General features: G+C 73.9%; 21 protein-coding genes. 12 read left to right on the forward strand and 9 right to left on the reverse strand.

Annotation, left to right across the window (positions count from 1 at the left end; translation table 11 throughout):
• Positions 1-532: 532 nt before the first annotated feature.
• Positions 533-1,921 carry an AMP-binding protein gene (locus tag TPA0908_RS22560; protein WP_281940993.1) on the forward strand — a complete coding sequence of 463 codons (1,389 nt, stop codon included), beginning with the start codon at positions 533-535 and terminating at the stop codon, positions 1,919-1,921.
• 51 nt (positions 1,922-1,972) lie between these two features.
• Positions 1,973-2,638, forward strand: a complete 666-nt coding sequence (locus TPA0908_RS22565; protein WP_281940995.1) for a 4'-phosphopantetheinyl transferase family protein — start codon at positions 1,973-1,975, stop codon at positions 2,636-2,638.
• Here TPA0908_RS22565 and TPA0908_RS22570 read toward each other — a convergent pair.
• Positions 2,635-4,038, reverse strand: coding sequence for an acyl-CoA synthetase (locus TPA0908_RS22570; RefSeq protein ID WP_281940997.1), 1,404 nt, complete (start codon positions 4,036-4,038; stop codon positions 2,635-2,637). The genes TPA0908_RS22565 and TPA0908_RS22570 overlap by 4 nt on opposite strands.
• 285 nt (positions 4,039-4,323) lie before the next feature.
• On the opposite strand from TPA0908_RS22570, the gene TPA0908_RS22575 reads away from it, so the two are divergent.
• The 4 genes from TPA0908_RS22575 to TPA0908_RS22590 all read left to right on the forward strand — a co-directional run bounded on the left by TPA0908_RS22575 (position 4,324) and on the right by TPA0908_RS22590 (position 6,881).
• Entirely contained in the window at positions 4,324-5,256 is a 933-nt protein-coding gene (locus TPA0908_RS22575) for an ABC transporter ATP-binding protein (protein ID WP_281940999.1), read from the forward strand.
• Entirely contained in the window at positions 5,253-5,993 is a 741-nt protein-coding gene (locus TPA0908_RS22580) for an ABC transporter permease (RefSeq protein ID WP_281941001.1), read from the forward strand. Before TPA0908_RS22575 ends, TPA0908_RS22580 begins: the two co-directional genes overlap by 4 nt.
• 189 nt (positions 5,994-6,182) lie before the next feature.
• On the forward strand, positions 6,183-6,497 hold the full coding sequence (locus TPA0908_RS22585; protein WP_281941003.1) for a DUF5988 family protein: 315 nt from the start codon (positions 6,183-6,185) through the stop codon (positions 6,495-6,497).
• A gap of 18 nt (positions 6,498-6,515) precedes the next feature.
• Positions 6,516-6,881 (forward strand): VOC family protein, encoded by a 366-nt coding sequence (locus TPA0908_RS22590; RefSeq protein WP_281941005.1) that lies wholly within the window; start codon positions 6,516-6,518, stop codon positions 6,879-6,881.
• Between the two features lie 63 nt (positions 6,882-6,944).
• Here TPA0908_RS22590 and TPA0908_RS22595 read toward each other — a convergent pair whose 3' ends face one another.
• Positions 6,945-7,781, reverse strand: coding sequence for a glycosyltransferase family 8 protein (locus tag TPA0908_RS22595; protein ID WP_281941006.1), 837 nt, complete (start codon positions 7,779-7,781; stop codon positions 6,945-6,947).
• A 154-nt stretch (positions 7,782-7,935) separates the two neighbouring features.
• On the opposite strand from TPA0908_RS22595, the gene TPA0908_RS22600 reads away from it, so the two are divergent.
• A complete protein-coding gene (locus tag TPA0908_RS22600) occupies positions 7,936-8,277 on the forward strand; it encodes a hypothetical protein (protein WP_281941008.1) in 342 nt (113 codons plus the stop codon).
• Between the two features lie 81 nt (positions 8,278-8,358).
• Here the strand turns inward: TPA0908_RS22600 and TPA0908_RS22605 are convergent, their stop codons facing one another.
• Both TPA0908_RS22605 and TPA0908_RS22610 read right to left on the reverse strand, forming a co-directional pair.
• Positions 8,359-8,775, reverse strand: coding sequence for an ASCH domain-containing protein (locus TPA0908_RS22605; RefSeq protein ID WP_281941010.1), 417 nt, complete (start codon positions 8,773-8,775; stop codon positions 8,359-8,361).
• Between the two features lie 48 nt (positions 8,776-8,823).
• Complete coding sequence (locus TPA0908_RS22610) at positions 8,824-9,711, reverse strand: alpha/beta hydrolase family protein (protein ID WP_281941012.1); 888 nt, start codon at positions 9,709-9,711, stop codon at positions 8,824-8,826.
• A gap of 111 nt (positions 9,712-9,822) precedes the next feature.
• Here TPA0908_RS22610 and TPA0908_RS22615 point away from each other — a divergent pair, with 111 nt between their 5' ends.
• Positions 9,823-10,350, forward strand: a complete 528-nt coding sequence (locus TPA0908_RS22615; protein WP_281941014.1) for a GNAT family N-acetyltransferase — start codon at positions 9,823-9,825, stop codon at positions 10,348-10,350.
• Between the two features lies 1 nt (position 10,351).
• Here TPA0908_RS22615 and TPA0908_RS22620 read toward each other — a convergent pair whose 3' ends face one another.
• A complete protein-coding gene (locus TPA0908_RS22620; RefSeq protein WP_281941016.1) occupies positions 10,352-10,765 on the reverse strand; it encodes an MmcQ/YjbR family DNA-binding protein in 414 nt (137 codons plus the stop codon).
• 163 nt (positions 10,766-10,928) lie between these two features.
• On the opposite strand from TPA0908_RS22620, the gene TPA0908_RS22625 reads away from it, so the two are divergent.
• From TPA0908_RS22625 to manD, 4 genes are read left to right on the forward strand one after another with little or no spacing between them, the layout of a single operon-like run.
• Entirely contained in the window at positions 10,929-12,044 is a 1,116-nt protein-coding gene (locus TPA0908_RS22625) for a WD40/YVTN/BNR-like repeat-containing protein (RefSeq protein WP_281941017.1), read from the forward strand.
• Positions 12,041-12,337: a MoaD/ThiS family protein gene (locus TPA0908_RS22630; protein ID WP_281941019.1), complete on the forward strand. Its 297-nt coding sequence runs from the start codon at positions 12,041-12,043 to the stop codon at positions 12,335-12,337. Before TPA0908_RS22625 ends, TPA0908_RS22630 begins: the two co-directional genes overlap by 4 nt.
• A 47-nt stretch (positions 12,338-12,384) precedes the next feature.
• Positions 12,385-14,328, forward strand: a complete 1,944-nt coding sequence (locus TPA0908_RS22635) for a beta-propeller domain-containing protein (protein WP_281941021.1) — start codon at positions 12,385-12,387, stop codon at positions 14,326-14,328.
• A 57-nt stretch (positions 14,329-14,385) separates the two neighbouring features.
• Positions 14,386-15,594, forward strand: a complete 1,209-nt coding sequence (gene manD / locus TPA0908_RS22640; RefSeq protein WP_281941023.1) for a D-mannonate dehydratase ManD — start codon at positions 14,386-14,388, stop codon at positions 15,592-15,594.
• A 9-nt stretch (positions 15,595-15,603) separates the two neighbouring features.
• On the opposite strand, the gene TPA0908_RS22645 is transcribed toward manD, so the two are convergent.
• The 4 genes from TPA0908_RS22645 to TPA0908_RS22660 are packed head-to-tail and all read right to left on the reverse strand — an operon-like array spanning position 15,604 to position 21,592.
• Entirely contained in the window at positions 15,604-17,721 is a 2,118-nt protein-coding gene (locus TPA0908_RS22645) for an alpha-glucuronidase (RefSeq protein WP_281941024.1), read from the reverse strand.
• Positions 17,718-18,401: a hypothetical protein gene (locus TPA0908_RS22650; protein WP_281941026.1), complete on the reverse strand. Its 684-nt coding sequence runs from the start codon at positions 18,399-18,401 to the stop codon at positions 17,718-17,720. Before TPA0908_RS22650 ends, TPA0908_RS22645 begins: the two co-directional genes overlap by 4 nt.
• Positions 18,398-19,942, reverse strand: a complete 1,545-nt coding sequence (locus TPA0908_RS22655) for a GH39 family glycosyl hydrolase (RefSeq protein ID WP_281941028.1) — start codon at positions 19,940-19,942, stop codon at positions 18,398-18,400. The genes TPA0908_RS22650 and TPA0908_RS22655 overlap by 4 nt, the downstream gene beginning before the upstream one ends.
• 6 nt (positions 19,943-19,948) lie before the next feature.
• The gene (locus TPA0908_RS22660; protein WP_281941030.1) at positions 19,949-21,592 is read right to left on the reverse strand and encodes an ABC transporter substrate-binding protein; all 1,644 of its coding nucleotides are present in this window, start codon (positions 21,590-21,592) and stop codon (positions 19,949-19,951) included.
• Positions 21,593-21,616 lie beyond the last annotated feature (24 nt).

Consider the following 21,616-nt stretch of genomic DNA (forward strand, 5'->3'; position numbering starts at 1 on the left):
GTCGCCGCACTTTCGACCCTCGCCCAACTTGCCCGTTTCAGTCCGTCTGGAAGCCCTTTGCCGCAACTTGTTGTTAAACAAGAAATTCGCGGCGCATCGGTCCACGGAACGGCGGCGGGAAAGCAAGCGGCTCCGTCGGTAACTGCCCCGGAATGAAATAGGAATCGTTATTTCCCGGTCCTGGTAGATGGTGCGGTGGAGCGCCGGGCGCGATTCGACGGCCCGATTCCGTTCGCACCCACGGACGCCGCGCACCGTCGACCGATCAACGCGAATGACTTTCATCCGGGGTGCTCCGTCCCTTCCCCACCTGCCGCTCCGGGCCGGTGACACCGCGACCGGACGCGTCGGCGCGCATGCGGGGTAGGGGTTGTCCGCCGCCCGTCGGCCGCCTAATTTCGGACTGTCCGCCATGGTCGGCGGATGACAATCCGCCGCACGACGGGGGGATCGGCCACGGGCCGCGCGCCCGGGACGTGAAGGGTTCGCGCGTGATCTGCCAACCACCGCCGAGATACCGGGCCCCGGTTCGATGACGCTCCTGCCCGGGCTGCGGGGGTCCGGGGCGGACCGTTGCGACGCGCTCCGGGTCGCCGGCCGGACGCTCTCCGCAGAGGCGCTGCTGGGCTGCGCGAACGCGGTCACCGGCCGGATCCTGGGCGCCCGGGCGGTCGCGGTCGAGGCCGGCCCGAGCCTGGAGACCATGGTCGGGATCGTCGGCGCCGTCCAGGCCGGCGTGCCGGTGGTGCCGTTGCCGCCCGGCGCCGAGGCGGACGAGCGGCACCGCATCCTGCGCGAGTCCCGCGCCGACGTGTTGCTCGGCCCCACCACCACCGACACCACCCTGCCGATCGTCCCGGTGGACCTGCGGGAGCGGTCCTGGGCCACGCACCCGGACCCGCTGCCGGCCAGCGACGCGGTGATCCTCTACACCGGCGGCGTCGGCGGGCTCTCCCGCGGCGTCCGCATCTCGCACCGGGCCATCGCGGCCGACCTGGACCTGCTCGCCGCCGCCTGGCGGTGGAGCGCCGAGGACGTGCTCGTCCAGGGCGCGCCGCTGTTCCGGGCGTACGGGCTGGTGGTCGGGCTGCTCGGCGCGCTCCGGGTGGGCAGCCGGTTCGTCCACCTCGACCGGCACGCCACCGCCGGCCCGGCCGGCACCATCTACCTGGCGCTGCCCGGGCAGTGGGCGCGCATCGCCCGGGACGCGCCCCGGGCCCGGACGCTGTCCCGGGCGCGCATGCTGGTCTCCGGCGACGCCCCGCTGGCGCCCGCCGTGGGCGAGCGGCTGCGGCTGCTGACCTCCCATCATCCGGTGGAGGGGTACGGCACCACGGAGACGCTGATCGTGCTCACCGGTCCGGCCGGCGCCCCGGTCACCACGCTGCCCGGCGTGCAGACCCGGGTGCTGGACCACGCCGGCCGGCCGGTGGCCGCCGACGGTGACGCGGTCGGTGAGCTGAGCGTCCGGAGTCCGACGATGTTCAGCGGGTACGCCGACCGGCCCGGGTCGGCGCCACCGGTCGACGGCTGGCACCCCACCGGCGACCTGGCCACCGTGGACCCGGCCGGACGGCACCGCATCCTCGGCCCGGAGGGCATCGGCGTGGTGCGCTGCGGCGGCCGGCCGGTGCCGACCCGGCAGGTCGAGGAGGTGCTGCTCACCCACCCCGGCGTGCACGACGCGGCGGTGGTCGGCGCGCCGCACCGCACGCTCGGCGAGCAGGTCGTCGCGTACGTCGTCGCGGCGGCCGGGCTCACCGCCCAGGCGCTCATCGACCACGTCGGCCGGCTGCTCTCGGCGGCGGCCCGACCCCGCCGGGTGCACTTCGTGGACGAGTTGCCCCGCAGCGCGCAGGGCCGGGTCCGCAAGTCGCTGCTGATCCGGCGGAGCGGACAGCACCCCGTACGCGACCCCTGACCACCGCCCGCGGGTCGGACGGAACGGCGGACACGTCCTACCATCCGGGGCGTGATCGAGCGGATCCTGCCGCCGGCCGTGGTGGTGGAGGAGTGCTTCACCGACCCGGTCGGGCTGCGCCTGCACCCGGACGAGGAGCACGTCGTCGCGAACTCGGTGGCGAAACGCCGTCAGGAGTTCACCACCGTCCGGCACTGCGCCCGCCGGGCGCTGGCCCGGCTGGGCCTGCCGCCGGCGGCGATCCTGCCCGGCGTCCGGGGCGCGCCCGGCTGGCCGGCCGGCGTCGTCGGCAGCATGACCCACTGCGACGGCTACCGCGGCGCCGCCCTCGCCCGCGCGGCGACGGTCGGCAGCGTCGGCGTGGACGCCGAACCGCACGCGCCGCTGCCCGACGGGGTGCTGGACGCGGTCGCGCTGCCCGCCGAGCGCAGCCGGACCGCCGCGCTCGCCGCCGCCCACCCCGGGACCTGCTGGGACCGGCTGCTGTTCAGCGCGAAGGAGTCGGTCTACAAGGCCTGGTTCCCACTGACCGGCCGCTGGCTGGACTTCGCCGAGGCGGACATCACGGTCGACCCGGCCGGCACGTTCACCGCCCGGCTGCTGGTGCCCGGCCCGCGACTCGGCGGCGTGGAGCTGACCGCGTTCGACGGCCGGTTCCTGGTGGAGCGGGGTCTGGTGCTCACCGCCGTCACCGTTCCGGGGGCGCCGCGACGCTAGGTCAGCCGGCTCTTCTGCACCTTTCCCATGGCGTTGCGGGGCAGCGCGTCGACCAGCCGCACCTGCCGGGGCCGCTTGTGCACGGAGAGCTGCCGGGCCACGAAGTCGATCAGCTCGGCCTCGCCCAGCCCGTCCCCGACCACGTACGCGGTGACCTGCTGGCCCAGATCCGGGTGCGGGGTGCCGACCACCGCCGCCTCCCGGACCCCGGGATGCGCCAGCAACGCGTCCTCCACCTCACCCGCGCCGATCCGGTACCCGCCGCTCTTGATCAGGTCGGTGGCGGCCCGGCCGACGATCCGGTGGGCGCCGTCCGGGCCGACCGTCGCCACGTCACCGGTGCGGAACCAACCGTCCGCGGTCCGGGCGGCGGCGTCGGCGTCCGGCCGGTTCAGGTAGCCGTCGAAGAGCGTGTCGCCGCGGACCTGGAGTTCGCCCATGGTCTCCCCGTCGGGGGGCAGCGACGTGCCCCGCTCGTCGACCACCCGGGTGCGTACGCCGGGCAGCGGCACACCCACCGTGCCCGGCCGCCGGGGCCCGTCCGCCCGGGCGCTCACCGTGATCAGGGTCTCGGTCATCCCGTACCGTTCGACCGGGCGGTGGCCGGTCAGCTCGGTGAGCGCGGTGAAGACCGGCTCGGGGAGCGCGGCGCTGCCGGACACCAGCAGCCGGGCGCCGCGTAGCGCCCGCGCCGCCGCCGGCTCCGCCGCGATTCGCGACCAGATCGTGGGTACGCCGAAGTAGAGCGAGCCGGCGGCGGCCGCGTACCGGTCGGGGCGGGGCCGGCCGACGTGGTGCAGCCGGCCGCCGATCCGCAGCGGGCCGAGCACGCCGAGCACCAGCCCGTGCACGTGGAACAGCGGCAGGCCGTGCGCCAGCACGTCGTCCGGCGTCCAGGCCCAGGCGTCGGCGAGCCCGTCCAGGCAGGCGGCGACCGCGCGGCGGGACAGCACCGCGCCCTTCGGCGCGCCCGTGGTGCCGCTGGTGTAGAGGATCAGCGCGGTGGTCGCCGCGTCCGGCTCGGGATGCCGGCTGTCCGAGCGTCGGGTCAGGTCCACCGGCAGGGCCGGCGGCCCGGCGGGACCGTCGACGGCCGGCGTCCCGGGCGTCGTCAGCAGCACCTCGGCGGCGGAGTCGCGCAGCACGTGGTCGCGCTCCACCGGCCCGGCGTCCGGCGGCACCGGCACCACCGCCGCGCCGGCCAGCAGCCCGCCGACCACGCCGACCACGGTCTCCAGGCTCGACGTGGCGGGCACCGCGACCCGGCGGACCCCGTGCAGGTCGTCGGCGACCGCGGCGGCCGCCCGGCGCAGCTCCACCCAGGACAGTGCCCGGTCGTCGACGCGGATCGCGTCCGGTCGCTCGTCGGTGGACCGGTCGAGCCAGCTCAGCAGCGGCACGGGCACCCCTCTCGCGATTCGCCGCCCGGCGGCGGCGCACCGACCGTAACCGGGCCGCCCGGGGGCCGACCACCCCCTGCGGCCACCGGGCCCGGCGACACGCCGGGTGACCGTCCGACACCCCTGGCGACGGGCCGTACACCCCCGATTCATCGGCCGATGGGTTGAACCGCGTCTCGGTTGCCCGGATGATGGGCGGCGTCGGCCCGCCGCGCGGGTCGCCCCCGCCCACACCGACGCCGCGACTCGCCGGCGGCACCCGTACACGACGGAGGATCCCGCCAGATGCCGGTCATCGAAGTCGAGCACCTGCACAAGAGGTACGGCGACAAGGTGGCGGTCGACGACGTCTCGTTCAGCGTGGAGCAGGGCGAGATATTCGGGGTGCTCGGCCGCAACGGCGCCGGCAAGACCACCACCGTGGAGTGCGTGCAGGGCCTGCGTCGCGCCGACGGCGGCACGGTGCGGGTGCTCGGGCTCGACCCGATCCGGGACCGCACCGAGGTGCGCCAGCGGGTCGGCGCCCAGCTCCAGGAGAGCCAGCTCCCCGACAAGCTGCGGGTACGGGAGGCGCTCGACCTCTACCGCTCCTTCTACCGCAACCGCGCCGACATCGACGAGCTGCTGGCCGACCTCGGGCTGGCCGAGCAGCGCAACACCGCGTTCCACAAGCTCTCCGGCGGCCAGAAGCAACGCCTGTCGGTGGCGCTGGCGCTGGTCGGCCGCCCCGAGATCGCCATCCTCGACGAGCTGACCACCGGGCTGGACCCGAAGGGCCGGCGCGACACCTGGGACCTGGTCGAGCGGATCCGCGACCGGGGCGTGACGGTCGTGCTTGTCACCCACTTCATGGCCGAGGCCGAGCGGCTCTGCGACCGGCTCGCGCTCATCGACGCCGGTCGGGTGGTCGCCATCGACACGCCGGCCGGGTTGATGTCCCGGGTGGAGGCCGAGCACCGGGTGCACTTCCGCGCGCTCGACCACCTCGACGACGCGCTGCTGTCCGCGCTGCCCGAGGTCAGCTCCGTGCGCCGGGACGGCGACGAGGTCACCGTCACCGGGCCCGAGGAGGTGCTCCAGGCGGTGCTGTCGGCGCTGACCGAGCGCAAGATCCGCTACGCCGGCCTCCGGGTCGAGCAGCCCACCCTGGACGACGCGTTCGTCTCCCTCACCGGCCACCCGGCCACCCCGCCGGCGCTCGACGGAAGGTCATCGTGAACGCCCTGTCCAAGCTCGTCGCCGTCGAGGCCAAGCTGTTCCTGCGGGAGCCGGTCTCGCTGTTCTTCGTCTTCGCGCTGCCGCTCGGCCTGATGCTGGTGTTCGGCCTGCCGCAGCGCGGGGCCCCCCAGGAGGCGACCCCCGGGCAGCACGGCGAGCAGACGTTCCTGCCGTCCATCGCGCTCTCCCTGACGATCGGGATGCTGGCGCTGTTCACGCTGCCGATGGCGCTGGGCATCTACCGGGAACGCAAGGTGCTGCGCCGGTTGGCCACCACCCCGGTCAGCCCGGCGTTGCTGCTCATCGCCCAGGTGGTGGTCAACCTGGCCATGGGCGTGGCCGGCGCGGTGGTCACCGCGGTCGGCGTACGTTTCCTGCTGGACCAGCCCGCGCCGGCCAACGTGCCCGGTTTCGTGCTGGCCTTCCTGCTCGGGGTGGCCTGCCTGTTCGCGATCGGCCTGCTCATCGCCGCGCTCGCCCCGTCGGCGCGCTCGGCGCAGTCCATCGGGCCGACGCTGTTCTTCCCGCTGCTGTTCCTGGCCGGGGCCTGGCTGCCCCGCGACCAGATGCCCACCGTGCTGGCCCGCATCGGGGAATACTCGCCGCTGGGCGCCACCGTGGACACCCTCTCCGCCGCGTGGGCCGGGCAGAGCCCGTCCGTGTCGCAGCTGCTCGTGCTGGCCGGCACCGCCGTCGTGGGCTGCCTGCTCGCCACCCGCCTGTTCCGCTGGGAGTAGGGCCCGCCGGCCCCCGCTAGGGGGCGGCTAAGGGTACGTCGGCGGTGTGATCTGGATTACGTTCGAGTCGCACGGGAGATCGCCGCACGGTCCGCCCCGGCGGAACCGGCGGCGATCCGCCCCGCGCTCGTGCGCGGCGCCCGCGGCGCGCGCACGGCGAGGCGGAACACGAACGACGGAGGTCGTGCCATGACAGCTTCTTCCGATCCCGCCCCGGCCGTCCGGACGGTGACGTCCTTCGTCAACGGTGACGACCGGACCGCCTGGCCGCTGACGGCCCACCAGCTAGGCACGGACGCCGCCGGCATCGTCGAGGCGGTGCTGGAGGGCGGGCCGGCGACGTTGCCGGTCGAGCTGCGCAACCACCGGGTGTCCCCGGTGGAATCCAAGATCAAGGTACGGCACTACGGGGGCTACGAGCACTTCGAGCGGGATCCGGCCGGCGTCGTCGACGGCACGCCGGCGGTCTTCCGCTGGACCGGCCGAACCCGTATCGCGGAGTGAACGAGAGGCGGTAACGCGATGGGCGTCGGGGATCCGCGCAACGGTGCGCACCTGACGGTGACCGACGTCGCCACGGTGACCGCGTTCTACGCGGCGGTCTTCGAGGCGGTGCCGGTGCAGCGGGAGTGTCTGCTGGACGGTCGCGTCCTGCACGCCGAACTGGTGGTCGACGGCCACCGGCTGACGGTCAGCGAGTGGTCCGACGGCCCGGGGGACCCGGGCGGTCCGGGTGGCCCGCTGCCGCTCGCGCCGGCCGATCCGCACCAGCTCGTGCAGCGGGCGCTGGCGGCCGGTGCCACGCTCGAACCCACAGGTGGCGGCCCGCCGGTGGGCGTGGTGTTCCGGGACCCGGCCGGCCTGCGCTGGGCGGTGCCCGCCCCCTAGGTGCCCGACGACGACGAACGGCCCCGCCCGATCGGGCGGGGCCGTTCGTCGTGTCCGCGAGGATCAGCGCCGCAGCGTCGACCCGAGGCCGCCGCCGCTGCGCCGCCGGTGCTGCCAGTAGAAGTCCCGCCGGGCGCCCTGCGGGAAGCCGGGCTGCCACGGCTTGACCGGGCCGGCGGTGTGGATGATCGACGAGTCGGTGAGCTTGCCGCCGAACTCCGGCTCCCGTCGCCAGGCCATCAGGTCGTTCCACCGCCACGGCAGCCGCAGCCAGTTGGCGTGCACCGCGAAGTTGAGCGCGTCCTGGTCCGGGTAGCGGGACTCGTGCGCGTGCCGACGCAGGTAGTCCAGCGACACCTCGCTCACCTCGCACTCCTTCCAGCGCGGCACGTCGATCAGCAGCACCCCGGAGTTGAAGTAGAGCGCGTGCGGGTCGAGGTGGTCGTAGCTCGACAGGCCGGGGATGCCGCCCATGTCCAGCAGCCGGCGGTTGAACGGGTCCCGCACCGCGCCGAGCGGCACCCCGCCCATGTCCAGCTCGAACAGCGGGTTGAGGCTGTTCAGGCACATCGTGTCGCAGTCCAGGTAGAGCAGCCGGCGTACGTCCGCCGGCAGCGCCGCGGGGACCAGCAGCCGCAGGTACATCGCCGGGGACAGGTACGCCATCAGCGGGTCGCTGCCCTTCGACAGGTTCACCTGCGCGGCGTCCACCCGGAGGAACTCCACGGTGGCGTTGGGCCCGGCGATGCGGGTGAGCGTGTTCCGGGCGCTCGCCGGCACGTCGTCGGCGGCCACCAGCCAGTACCGGAGCGTCTCGCCCGGGTTCGACTCGGCGACTGTCGACATGACGACCGCGGCGTGCGCCGCGTACGCGTTGTCAAAGGTCAGGGTGAGGTCCACGGGTGCTCTCCTTCGCGGCGGTGCGTGAGCGCAACGTCGAGAAAAGTAGCCGTGGAATTGTCGGCCCGGCAAGGAATGCGCATTCGCTCAGGGGGTTCGGCAAAGCAACCCCTGAATTCGCCCCTCAATTCCGCCGGTCCGGCAGCGGCGAGGTGTGGCACGCCGGTGGCGATGCGATGCCACCCGACATTCGAGCGCCGCCGGCCCGGCCGAGCTGCGCACCGGCGCGTACGACCCGAAGGATCTGGTGCCGTTCGGCATGCACGGCTGGAACCCGTTCATGTGGCTCTACGGCCTCACCGCGCTGCTCTACCTCGCCGGGTTGGCCAGCCCGCCGTTGGCCGGCTACGGCGTGGTGCTGCTGGCCCGGGACCGGCGGTCGCTGCCGCGCGGGCTGCGGGCGCTGCTGCTGGCCGGCGTGGTGGCCGGTGCCGTGGTGACCGTGCTGCGCTTCACGCCGGTCGGGGCGGACATGCAGGCCTGGTGGCTCGACTGAGGGGCACCGGCGCGACGACAACTGCACCCGGAGCGGGCTCAGCGCGACGACGACCGCACCCGGAGCGAATCGCGCGCGTCGTCACAGCGTCTCGACGAGGCGGAAGCGCTCCAGCACGGCGGGCGTGTCGTCGTCGACCGTGAACGTCGGGTCGCCGAGCCACCCCCGGTAGTCGTCGCCGTGCCAGTAGTCCTCGTGGCCGGCGCGCCAGGCGTCGACCGACGTGTAGCCCTCGCCCTCGTCCCGGGCGTGGTCGAGGTCCACGTCGCCGAGCCGGGCCACGCGGACCTCGACCAGCTCGATCACGGCCACCGGCCGGCCGGCGGAGTCGATCACCGCGAACCGGCTGCCGACGGTCGGCAGCGGCTCGCCCTCGATCTCGTTGTCCTGGAGCAGCCCGGTGGTGCTGGTCTTCGTCCCGTTCAGCACGGCGGCGACCAGTTGGTCACGCAGCGGGCCGGGGAAGGCGAACTCGTACGGGGGCAGCTCGGCGGTCATGGCGCGCAGCGTAGCCGCGTCGCGGGTCGGCGGCGACGCGGTTTCGGCTCACGCCAGACGAGGACCGGCCGGAAGCCACCGGTCGAGCCAGTCGAGCAGCACGGCCTCGTAACGCGGGCTGACGGCGGCCAGCTCCTCGCGCTCCCCGACCGTGGGCGCGTGGTCGCAGCCGGGCAGCCGGGTCACGGTCAGGTCGGCGTCGTGGGCCGCCCGTCGCCACACCGCGATGCTCTCCTCGATCGGCACCCACCCGTCGGTCTCGCCGTAGCAGAGCAGCACCGGGCCGGTCAGCCGGGCGAACACCGGCGCCGGGTCGAAATCCATGTCGGCCCAGGTGCCCGGCCGCTCCGACAGCTCGCGGGGGAGGAACGCCAGCGGGAACCAGGGCCGCGACAGCGCGGCCGTCAGCGCCGCCTGCGCGGCCGGGCGCGGCACGTCGCCGCGTTGGAACCCCTCGGCGATCTCGCGCAACCGGGTCAGCTCGGCCACGTCGACCGGCCCGTAGCCGTGTCGGCGTAGCTGCTCGGCGGTGCCGTAGCGCATCTGCACGGCCGGGCTGACCCCGCTGCACGAGACCAGGATCAGGAAGTCGACGGGGTGGGCGGCGGCGGTGACCGCCGCCGCCCAGGCCCCCTGGCTGAAGCCCCACAGCCCGACCGGCGCCGGGCCGACGTGCCGGCGCAGCACGGCCACCGCGGCGGCGGCGTCCTCGGCCTGGTCGGCGAGCGGCACGTCGCGGCCGTCCACCCGGGGGCGGCGGTCGTAGCGCAGCACCGCGACACCGGCCGGCGGCAGCAGCCGGGCGAGGTGCCGGTAGAGGAAGTGGGACCGCTTGTCGGCGTGCGAACCGTGCAGCACCACCAACCCGCCCCGGACCGGGCCGGCCGGCAGGTCGAGCGTCGCCGGCCGGCCCGACGCGCCGATGGTCGTCTCCACGCCGGCAGTCAACCACGCCGCGCCGGCCCCGGCCGTCCCGTGCCGCCGGGTGCGTCGCGCATCCGCCTGCGTACGCTGGCGGGGTACGCCGCGCCGACCGTGGAGAGCACGATGACCAGCACCACGACCCGTACCGCAGGACCCGCCGACGTGCCCGCCCTGGTCGACCTGATCGAGTCGGCCTACCGGGGGGACCGGGCCCGGGCCGGGTGGACCCACGAGGCGGACCTGCTCGACGGCCAGCGCACCGATCCGGAGATGGTGGCCGCGGCGGTGACCGGCCCGGCCGGCGTGGTGCTGCTGGCGGAGCGGGACGGCGCGCCGGTCGCCTGCTGCCAACTGGAGCGCCGGGACGACCACGCGTACTTCGGCATGTTCGCGGTCGCGCCCGGTCACCAGGGCGGCGGGTTGGGTCGGGAGCTGCTGGCCGAGGCCGAGCGGTACGCCCGGGAGCGCTGGCACGCCGGTGAGCTGCGGATGACCGTGATCGTCCAGCGCGACGACCTGATCGCCTGGTACGAGCGGCGCGGTTACGCCCGCACCGGCGAGTTGAGCCCGTTCCCGTACGGCGACGAGCGCTTCGGTGTGCCGCGTCGCCCGGACCTGGCGTTCGAGACGCTGTGCAAGAAGCTCGGCTGACTCAGCCCGGCGGCCGGTCGACCCGGGCGGCCAGCTTCCTCGGCGCCCGCAGGCAGTAGCTCTCGGTGAGCAGCTCGGCGACCTCGGTCCAGTCCGTCGTGTCGTCGAGCGTCATCCCGACCACGTCGGCGCCCCAGCCCGGCGCGAAGAACGGCGGACCGGCGGCGAGCAGCCCGGCGATCTCGTCGCCGGGCGCGCGGAACGTCAGCACGCAGAGCGGCTCGTCGGTCGCCGTGGCCCGCGCGACGGCGGCCGGGTGGTCGGGGCCGACGGTGTACGCGTGGGCGAACGTGCGGGTGCGGATCCGCCAGCGCAGGCCCACCCAGGCCGGCTCCTCGTGGGTCTCCGGCAGGCCGAGGCAGATCGGTCGCAGCCGGTCGAGGTGGTCGGGTGGGACGTCTCCGGGGGCGGTCACGCGGGCAGGTTAACCACCCCCACCGACAACCCGGACGGCCGGCGCGGCGTCCTTGCCGCCGCCGGTGGGGCCGTCGATTGTCGTAGGCGGGGAGTAGAACACCGATGAGTCTCGACGCGATCCGTGGTCATAGCTGCTGCACCTGCGGACAAAGGATGAGGATATGAGCATAGTTCGAGTGCTTGTCGGCACGCGCAAGGGCGCGTTCCTGCTGACGTCGGACGAGCGGCGCCGCGACTGGACGGTCGACGGCCCGCACTTCGGCGGCTGGGAGATCTACCATCTGACCGGCTCCCCGGTCGCTCCGGACCGGCTCTACGCGTCCCAGTCCGGCGGCTGGTTCGGGCAGCTCATCCAGCGCTCGGACGACGGCGGCCGGAGCTGGGCCCCGGTCGGCAACGACTTCGCCTACGCCGGTGACGTCGGCGAGCACCTCTGGTATGACGGCACGCCCAGGCCGTGGGAGTTCAAGCGGATCTGGCATCTCGAACCGTCCCGTCACGACCCCGACACGGTGTACGCGGGCGCGGAGGACGCCGCGCTCTACGTCTCCACCGATGGCGGCGAGAAGTGGACCGAGCTGACCGCGCTGCGTCAGCACCCGAGCGGTCCCGGCTGGCAGCCCGGCGCGGGCGGGATGTGCCTGCACACGATCATCCTGGACCCGGTCCACCGGGACCGGATCTACGTGGCGATCTCGGCGGCGGGGGCGTTCCGCAGCGACGACGGCGGCGCGAGCTGGCTGCCGATCAACAAGGGGCTGCGGTCGGCGGAGATCCCCGACCAGGATTCGGAGACCGGCCACTGCGTGCACCGGCTGGCCCAGCATCCGTCCCGGCCCGACACCCTCTTCATGCAGAAGCACTGGGACGTGATGCGCACCGACGACGCCGGTGGGAGCTGGCGGGAGGTCAGCGGCAACCTGCCGTCGGACTTCGGCTTCCCGATCGCGGTGCACGCGCACGAGCCCGAGACGATCTACGTGGTGCCGATCACCAGCGACTCGCTGCACTACCCGCCGGACGGCCGGTTGCGGGTCTACCGCAGCCGCACCGGCGGCGAGCACTGGGAGCCGCTGACCGAGGGCCTGCCGCAGTCGCACTGCTACGTCAACGTGCTGCGGGACGCGATGGCGGTGGACACGCTCGACGAGTGCGGGATCTACTTCGGCACCTCCGGCGGGCAGGTCTACCACTCGGCGGACGCCGGCGACAGTTGGGCGCCGATCGTGCGTGACCTGCCGCCGGTGCTCTCCGTCGAGGTGCAGGTGCTGCCGTGATCCGGGTCGTGCTGCCGGCCCATCTGAAGAACCTGGCGCACGTCACCGGCGAGGTGCGCGTCGAGGTGGCCGGCCCGCCCACGCAGCGTGAGGTGCTCGACGCACTGGAGGCCGCCTACCCGATGCTGCGGGGCACGATCCGCGACCGGCACAGCGGCGCGCGCCGCCCGTTCGTCCGCTTCTACGCCTGCGAACGGGACCTGTCCCACGAGCCGCCGGACGCGCCGCTGCCCGAGGAGGTGGTCGCCGGCAAGGAGCCGTTCATCGTGCTCGGCGCGATGGCCGGGGGCTGAGCGCCGCGTCCGGGAACCGCGTCCGGGGCGGCCACGTCTGAGGGTCCATGACTGGTGGCAGATCCCGAACCGTCGGATGGGCGACTGTCGTCGCGCTGACCCTCGCCGGCTGCACCCCCGCACCGTCGGCCGCGCCGCCGCCCCGGGACCGGGGCGGCTCGTCCGGCGGGCTGCGGTTGGTCGCGTTCGACTCCTGCGAGGAGGCGTTGCGGCAGCTCCGGGCCGCGGCGCGGGCGGCGGTCGGCCCGTGGGGTCTCGGGGTGGACGGCGACGGCGGGCTCATCGTCGAACGGGCCACCGGACCGGCCGCCGCGAAGGACGCGGCGAGCGCGCCCACGGCCGGTTTTTCCGGCACCACCGTGCACGAGGCCGGCGTGGACGAGCCGGACCTGGTCAAGACCGACGGCCGGCGGATCGTCACGGTGACCCGGGGCGTGCTGTCCGTGGTGGATCCGGCGAGCCGCCGGCTGACCGGCCGGCTGGCGATCGACCCGACGGTGGGGGAGCGGTTCGCCGGAGGTGACACCAGCCTGCTGCTGCACGGCGACCGGGCGCTCGTGCTGCTCCCGGCCCGGTGGATGGTCAAGTCCGCCGCGCCGAAGGGGCAGATCGGCCCGGACGGGCCGCAGTCCCGGCTGGTCCTGGTCGACCTCGCCGGGACGCCGCGGATCCTCGGTGACTACCGGATCGACGGCAGCATGGTCGACGCGCGGCAGGTCGGGGCGACCGTCCGGGTGGTGGTCCGCTCCGCGCCCCGGCTGGCCTTCCCCGCGCCGGGCCGGGGTACCGACGCGCAGCGGACGGCCGCCAATCGCGCGGTCGTCGACCGGGCCACGATCGACGACTGGCTGCCCCGGTACGAGGTTCGCGCGGGCGGCCACACCGCCACCGGGCGGGTGGACTGCGACCGGGTGAGCCGGCCGGCCGGCTTCTCCGGCGCCTCGATGGTGACCGTACTCAGCTTCGATCTCGGCGCGTCCACGCTCGGCACCGGTGACCCGGTGACGGTCGCGGCCGACGGCGACACGGTCTACAGCAGCGGTCCTCGGCTCTATCTCACCAACGACAAGCGCCGGCGGATGCCGGTGGCGTCGCCGGGCGCGGCGGACGGCGGCACCGAGATCTACCAGTTCGACCTGACGGGGCGCACCCCGCGTCACGTCGCGTCCGGCTCGGTGCCGGGCTGGCTGATCAACCAGTACGCGTTGTCCGAGTGGAACGGCCACCTGCGGGTGGCCACCACCACCGGGGACCGGTGGGGCCGCGGGGACGGGTCCACCTCCGGCGTCTACGTGCTGCGGCCCGACGGCCCGACGCTTACCCGGGTCGGCCAGGTCACCGGGCTGGGTCGGGGCGAGCGGATCTTCGCGGTGCGGTTCCTCGGCCCCACCGGCTACGCGGTGACGTTCCGGCAGACCGACCCGCTGTACGCGGTGGACCTGCGGAACCCGGTCGCGCCCCGGGTGACCGGCGAGCTGAAGATCAACGGGTACTCGTCGTACCTGCATCCGGCCGGGGACGGCCGACTGCTCGGGGTCGGGCAGGAGGCGACCGACCGGGGGCAGGTCCTGGGCACCCAGGTGTCGCTGTTCGACGTCGCCGACCCGGCCCGGCCGACCCGGATCGCCCGGCACCACGTCGCGCGGGGCTGGTCCGACGCGGAGGCCGACCCGCACGCGTTCCTCTACTGGGCGCCGGAGCGCCTGGTGGTGCTGCCGGTGAACCGGCCGGGCGTGGTCACCGACCGGGCCGGCGGGGCGGCCGGCCGGGCCGCGCCGGCCGCCGGGATGCTGGCGCTGCGGGTCGGCGACGACGGGTTCACGGTGGCCGGCACGATCGACCATCCGCCGTCGCTGGGCGACGGTGCGGAGTGGACGCCGGTCCGCCGGTCGCTGGTGGTCGACGGGGTGCTCTGGACCGTCTCCGACACCGGCCTGAAGGCGACCGCCCCGACCACCATGCGGACGGTGGCCTGGGTGCCGACGGCCTGAACCAGCCGGCGGGCCGTCGTGCCGCCGCGACCATGGATGTCTGTTAATGTCCTGATGATGAGGATCGTCGATGCTCGGGTCATCCTGACCTGCCCCGGCCGCAACTTCGTCACCCTCAAGGTGGTCACCGACGAGGGCGTCACCGGGGTCGGCGACGCCACCCTCAACGGTCGGGAGCTGGCCGTCGCGTCCTACCTGCGCGACCACGTGGTGCCGCTGCTGATCGGCCGCGACCCGGCCCGCATCGAGGACACCTGGCAGTACCTCTACCAGGGCTCGTACTGGCGACGCGGGCCGGTCACGATGAGCGCGATCGCGGCGGTGGACACCGCGCTCTGGGACATCAAGGGCAAGGTCGCCGGGCTGCCGGTCTACCAGTTGCTCGGCGGCCGGTCCCGCGACGGCGTGACCGTCTACGGCCACGCCAACGGCGAGACCGTCGACGAGGTGCTGGCCGAGGTGGCCCGCTACGTCGACCTCGGCTACCGCGCGGTACGCGTGCAGTGCGGCGTGCCCGGCCTGCCCCGCACCTACGGCGTCAGCGCCGACAAGATGTTCTACGAGCCGGCCGACGCCGCGCTGCCCAGCGAGACCACCTGGTCGACCGAGGCGTACCTCGCCCACGTGCCGGGCGTGTTCGCCCGGGTCCGCGACGAGTTCGGTCCCACCCTGCGGCTGCTGCACGACGTGCACCACCGGCTCACCCCGATCGAGGCGGCCCGGCTCGGCCGCAGCCTGGAGCCGTACGCGCTGACCTGGATGGAGGATCCGGTCCCGGCCGACCTGCCGGAGGGCTTCCGGCTCATCCGCCAGCACACCACCACCCCGATCGCCGTCGGTGAGGTCTTCACCAGCATCTGGGACGCCGCCCAGCTCATCCGGGAACAGCTCATCGACTACGTCCGCGCCACGGTGGTGCACGCCGGTGGGCTCACCCACCTGCGTCGCATCTTCGACCTCGCGGCGTTGCACCACGTCCGCAGCGGCTCGCACGGGGCCACCGACCTGTCGCCCGTCTGCATGGCCGCCGCGCTCCACCTCGACCTGGCCATCCCGAACTTCGGCCTCCAGGAGTACATGCGGCACACCGACGAGACCGACGAGGTCTTCCCGCACGGCTACCACTTCGCCGACGGCTACCTGCACCCCGCCGAGACGCCCGGCCTCGGGGTGGACATCGACGAGGCGGCGGCGGCCCGGTTCCCGTACGCGCCGGCCTACCTCCCGGTGAACCGGCTGACCGACGGCACGGTGCACCCGTGGTGACTCGCCGGGTCACCAGATGCGGCGACCGTACGCGTCCGGCACCCCGGACTTGCGGAAGAAGTAGGTGTTGATCTGGTCCCGCCACTGGATGGCGCTGCGGACCTGCTCGTCGAGGCGCTCGGCCACCCGTTCGTGCACCGCCGGTTCGATCAGGCCGGCGAGTCGGCGCCACCGCTCGCGCATCGCCACCACCTGCTCGACGCCGGCGAAGTGCGTGTCGTAGATGTGCTGGATCACCGTACGGCCGCTGTGCAGCACGTGGTCGTAGGGGACGTGGTGGAAGAAGAGCAGCAGCTCGTCCGGGCACCGCTCGCGTGACTCGTACACCTCCGACCAGGGCGCCGGGTACTGGCCGGTGAACCCGGTCCCGGTCGCCCGGGTGCGGTCCACCCCGACGCCGTCCCGGTCGGCGAAGTGGTAGGTGCCCCAGGCGGTGTACTCGTAGCCGTCCACGTCGGGCCCGTAGTGGTGCCCGGGCCGCACCATGAAACCGACACCCAGCGGCGCGGTGTACCGCTCGTAGCCGCGCCAGGAGTCGTCCATGATCTCGTGCAGCGTCCGCCGCAGCAGGTCCGGGTCGGGCGTCGTGGCCGGCGGCCACGTCAACCCGATCCACTCGTCGAGCACCGCGCCGGGCTCCAGGCGGGGGTCCCAGGCGAGCCGCCCCACGGCGTACAGGTTGGCCTGGGCCAGCGGATGCCCGGTCCAGAACGGGTCGTCCCCGGTGCTGGCCACCGCGGCCAGGCCGCCACCGCGCGCGCCGGCCACCACGTCGGCGACCGTGCCGGCGTCGCCCCGGGGCGCGAACCGCAGCACCTCGCTCCAGCAGGGGCCGAGCCAGCAGACGTGCCGCTGCTGGCCGGTGTACTCCTGCGTCACCTGCACCTCGACCGCCATCCGGGTGGCCGGCATGGCCAGCAGCAGCGGCGACACCGGCTCGCGGACCTGGAAGTCCACCGGGCCGAACTTCACCTGGACGATCACGTTGTCGGCGAAGCGCCCGTCCAGCGGGGTGAAGTGGTCGTACGCGGCCCGGGCCCGGTCCGTCGACCGGTCCCGCCAGTCCTGGTGGTGGTCGTAGACGAACGCCCGCCAGTGCACCACGCCGCCGTGTGGCGCGAGCGCGGCGGCCAGCAGGTTCGCCCCGTCGGCGTGGTCGCGCCCGTAGGTGAACGGGCCGGGCCGGCCCTCCGAGTCGGCCTTCACCAGGAAGCCGCCGAAGTCCGGGACGCGCGCGTACACCCGCCCGGCGGCGGCGGCCCACCAGGCCCGCACCCGGTCGTCGTGGGGGTCGGCGGTGGGCAGGCCGCCGAGCACCACCGGGGCGGCGAACGTCACCGCCAGGTGCACCCGCACGCCGTACGGGCGCAGCACGTCCGCGATCTCCGCCACGTCGCCCAGCCGGTCGGTCAACAGCCGCGCCTCGGTGTCGTGCACGTTGACGTTGTTCACCGCGATCGCGTTGATCCCGCAGGCGGCGAGCAGCCGCCCGTAGTCCCGGATCCGGGCCGTGTCCCGGCGCGCCGCGCCGTCGCGCCAGAAGATCGAGCCGCCGGCGTAGCCGCGCTCGACCTGACCCGACACCGGGTGCACGGCCACGTTGTCCCAGTGGTCGAGCATCCGGCGGGACAGCGCCGGGCCGTGCCGCCGCGCCGGCCGGTCGACGTCGAACGCCGCCGCGCCCAGCCGGACCACGTGGAACAGCCCGTACAGCAGGCCGGCCGGCGCGTCGGCCAGCACCACCGTCACGCCCCCCGACCGGGCGGTCAGGAACCCCTCGTCGCCGAGCGCGCCGTCGCCCCGGCCGTTTCCCGCCGGCGTGGCGGCGAGGCGGACCGCCTCCGCGGTCGCGTTCGCCAGCGGACCGGCGTCGCGCAGCGCGAGCACCAGGTCGGCGTCGACGTCCCAGGACGGGGAGCGCCACACCCGACCGCCGTACCGGGCGCAGGCTCGCGTCACCTCGTCCAGCACGGTGTCCACCAGCGGGCCGGGACCGTGCACCAGGACGCCCCGGGTGCCGAGCGCCCGGAACGCCTCCGGCGGCAGCCAGGCGGCGTGCCAGGTGGTCGTGTCCACCGGCAGCGGCTCCGCGCCGCTCGCCGGCTCGTCCGTGGCAGCGGTACTCACGTGGTGAACTCCCTCCGGATCACGTCGATCATCGGGTCGCCGATCCGGAGCAGCGCCAGCACGCCGACCGCGCCCAGGAGCGCGAGCACCGCCTCGGAGAAGACGGCGGTGACGCCGGCGGCGGCGCCCAGCAGGACGGCGTTGCCGACCGTGACGCCGGGCGTGCGGACCAGGAAGTACCCGGCCAGGCGGACCACGTCGCGGGTGCGGAACGCGAACAGCGAGACGATCACCAGGGCGTTGGTCCCGACCAGCGCGACGCCCGCCCCGACCAGCGCCAGCGGCACCGCCCACCAGGCCGGCACGGCCGCGGCCGGCAGGTGGGCCAGGTTCACCGCGATGAGCGTCAACCACGCCAGCGTCGGCACCCAGACCCGCAGCACGCCCGGCAGGTTGGCCCGGTAGGCGCGCCGGAACGCGGCGGCGGGCCGCAGGTCGGTCAGGTCCCGGCGCTGGTGACGCAGCGCGTGCAGCGCGGCGGAGACGGCTGGCCCGACCGGCAGCAGGCAGACCGCGACCAGCGGCAGGTTGCTGGCGTCCCGGTCGAGCAGCACCAGCGCGATTAGCCCCGGCACGGTGGTGAGCAGGAGCAGCAGCTCCACGACGAGCAGGATGTGCACGGCCGCGGCGGCCCGCGAGAGCGGCCCGTCGCCGAACTCCCGCCGGCCGGGCCCGCTCACCACGGCTCCGGCCGGGTCGGAGCCGGCTCACCGGTCGGGTCGAGCATCCGCCCGTCGTCCCACGGCGGCGTCTCGTCCACCACCGGCGTCAGCTCGACAAGCGTCACCTCGTGCCGGGCGAGCGCGAGGTCGACGTCGGCCCGCCCGGCGGCGACCGGCAGGGCGCGGTGGCTGCGGGCCGGCTCGGCGGCCTCCCGCAGCGCGTCGAGCTGCCGGGGGCGGGGCGAGCGCGGGCTGCCCATCTCCCGCCAGGCCGCCCGGACGTTGCCGGCCTCCTCGCTCACCGACGAGCGGAGCTGGAACGCCGAGGTGGTGCCGGGCGGGCCGAGCGGGACCGACAGCGCCAGGGTGTGCCGCGCCGGCGCCGGCGTCCGGCCGGTGACGTCGACCGGCGCCCAGGCCAGCACCGCGACCCGACCGTCCGGGTGCCGGGTGACCAGGTGGTCCGACCCGTGGGCGAGCACCTCGCCGCCGAGCCGGGCCATGAACGCGTACAGGTGGTAGGTGGGTTTCTTGAGCTGCCGGTGGGCGAGCAGGCCGAAACCGCCGTGCAACGGCGCGGTCGGCACGCCCACCTCCTCGAACACGTCGCTGAACGTCCAGTACGAGAACGAGTCGACCAGGTCCCCGCCGGCGGCCAGCACCGGCGCGAGATAGGCGGCGTGGAACGCGGTGTCGTGGACCGGGTTGTCCGGCCGGTAGGAGGAGTTGAACTCGGTGATGTGCACCGGCCGGTCCGCCAGCGCGGTGCCGGCCAGGTGGCGGCGCGGCGCGGCGAACTGTTCCAGCAGCTCCGCCGCCGGGGCCAGCGTCTGGTGGGTGCCGAACGGCACGTGCCGGGCCGGGCCGGAGGTGTACGCGTGGCGGCTGACGAAGTCGACGGGCACGTCGCGGGCGGCGACGAACTCGGCGAACGGCGCCAGCCACTCGTCCGCGCCGGGGGAGATGGCCGGGCCGCCGACCTGGAGCGAGGCGTCGACGTCCTTGACCGCGTGCGCCGACACCTCGTACAGGCGGTGGTAGGCGGCCTGGTCGGCGTCGCGCCAGAAATCGGGCAGGTTGGGTTCGTTCCACACCTCGATGGGCCAGCCGCGCACCTCCGCCAGGCCGTACCTGTCGACCAGGTGGGCCACCGTGGCGCGGACCAGGTCGCCCCACTCCGGATAGGAGTTGGGTGGCGTGACGTTGCCCCGCCACCAGAACACGGTCTGCTCCCCGGAAGCGAGCGCCGACGGCATGAAACCCAGCTCCACGAAGGGCCGGACGCCCCGCTCCAGGTAGGCGTCGACGACCTGGTCGACGTACGGGAACGCGTGCCGCACCCGGCGCTCGCCCCGGTACTCGTACGGCCGGTGCACGCCGACGCCGTCGCTGAACAGCCCGTGGCCGCGGATGTGCCGGAACCCGATGTCGCGCTGCACGAGCGCCAGCGAGTCCTGGTAGTCCTGGCGCAGCGCCAGGTCGAACCGCCCGGTGCCCACGCAGGTGCGCCAGGCGTCGGTCAGTCGGCCGACGGGCCGGTCGGGGACGATGTGGCGCATCGCCGGTCACCCGTGGTTCTTGCGGTACCGCTCGTACGCCTTGTTGACCAGATCGGTGTACGCCTGCGCGTTCTTGCCCTTCAGTTCGGTGACGTAGGCGTCCCACTCGCTCAACGGGCGCTGGCCCAGCGCGAACCGGAGCGTGTTCTGGGTGACGTAGTCCTTCAGCGCCGTCGCCCAGAGCGTGGTCTGCTCGCGCTCCTCGTCGGTCAGCGGCGCGGGCGGCGGCGTCACCCAGGGCGCCGGCTTGCGGCCGTTCATCTCCCGCTGGAACTCCATCTCCTCGGGGGAGAAGAACGACTGCACCAGGTCCAGCTTGCCGCCGTACGCGAAGACGCCGTTGGCGAAGCCGAAGTCCTTCTGGAGGTGCTTGGTGCCCTTGGGGTTGAGCCCGACGATGTCGACGTCGGGGGTGGGGGCGCGCCGGCCGGCGGCGTCCCGGGTGTACGTGGTGCCCTCGACGCCCCACTTGGCGAACTCCTGGCCGGCGTCGGAATACCAGAGCCAGTCGATGAACTGCATCATGGCCACGAAGTTCTTGCCGTCGCGGGCCTTGCTGGAGATCATCACGCCGTTCTCCAGCCGGCTCGCCGGGTTGACCGGGCCGGCCGGGCCGATCGGGAACATGATCTTCTTCAGCCGGGCGTTCGGGTTGATCTTCGCGATGTCCGGGCGGTAGTCGTTCACGAGTGTCTGCGCGTTTGTGCTGATCACGAACGACTTGCCGCTGGCGAGCTTCTGGCGGGCCTGGTCGTCGGTCTGGGTGAACGTCTCCGGGTCGAGCAGCCCCTCGGCGACCAGCTTGTGCAGGAACGTCACCACCTGCCGGTACTGCTCCGACGCGCCGGTGAAGACGTACTTCCCGGCGCCGGCGTCCCAGGCGGTGGCCTGGTAGTTCCAGCCGGCGCCCGGCAGCCCGTGCGACAGGGCGAGCATGTTCAGCAGGTTGCCGGCGGGGTTGGGCTTGCCGAACCGGTCGGAGAACGGATGGACGTCCGGGTGGGCCGCCTTCATCGCCTTGAGCATGGTGTACACCTCGTCCCAGGTGGTCGGCGACGGGATGCCCAGTTGCTCCAGGATGTCGGTGCGGACCGCGAGCGTGTACTCCTGCCAGGGCTTCTCGTGCAGGCCGGGCAGCAGGTAGAACTTGCCGTCCTCCTGCCGGAGCGTGTCCATCTCCGGCTTGAGGTTCCACTTCTCCAGCTTCTCCGCGAAGTGCGGCATCAGGTCGAGGTAGTCGCTGACCGGCAGGATCGCGCCGGAGGAGACGTACGAGTTCTCCTGCGGGTGGTAGGTCTTCGGGATGATCAGCGGCGCGTCCCCGGAGGAGACGAGCACGCTGCGCTTCTGCTCGTAGTCGCTGAGCGGCACGGCGACCGGGTCGAGCTTGACGTTGGTCCGCTTCGCCAGCTCCGACCAGAACAGCCACTCCGGCTTGAGCGGGTAGTTCGGGTGGTTGTTGTAGAGGATCGAGAACGACACCGGCTCGGTGGCCCGGAACTGGTCGCCGATGCCGTACTTCTCCATCGCGCCGGCCCGGTTGCGGTCGAGGTCCTTCTTGTCGGGGCCGTCGTCACCGCATCCGGTCAGCGAGACGACGGCGGCCGCGCCGGTGGCGAGCAGCACCTGGCGGCGGGACAGCTGGACCATGGGTGTTCCCTTCGGTTGGTGGCA

Source organism: Micromonospora sp. AKA38, assembly GCF_027925725.1.
GTDB lineage: Bacteria > Actinomycetota > Actinomycetes > Mycobacteriales > Micromonosporaceae > Micromonospora.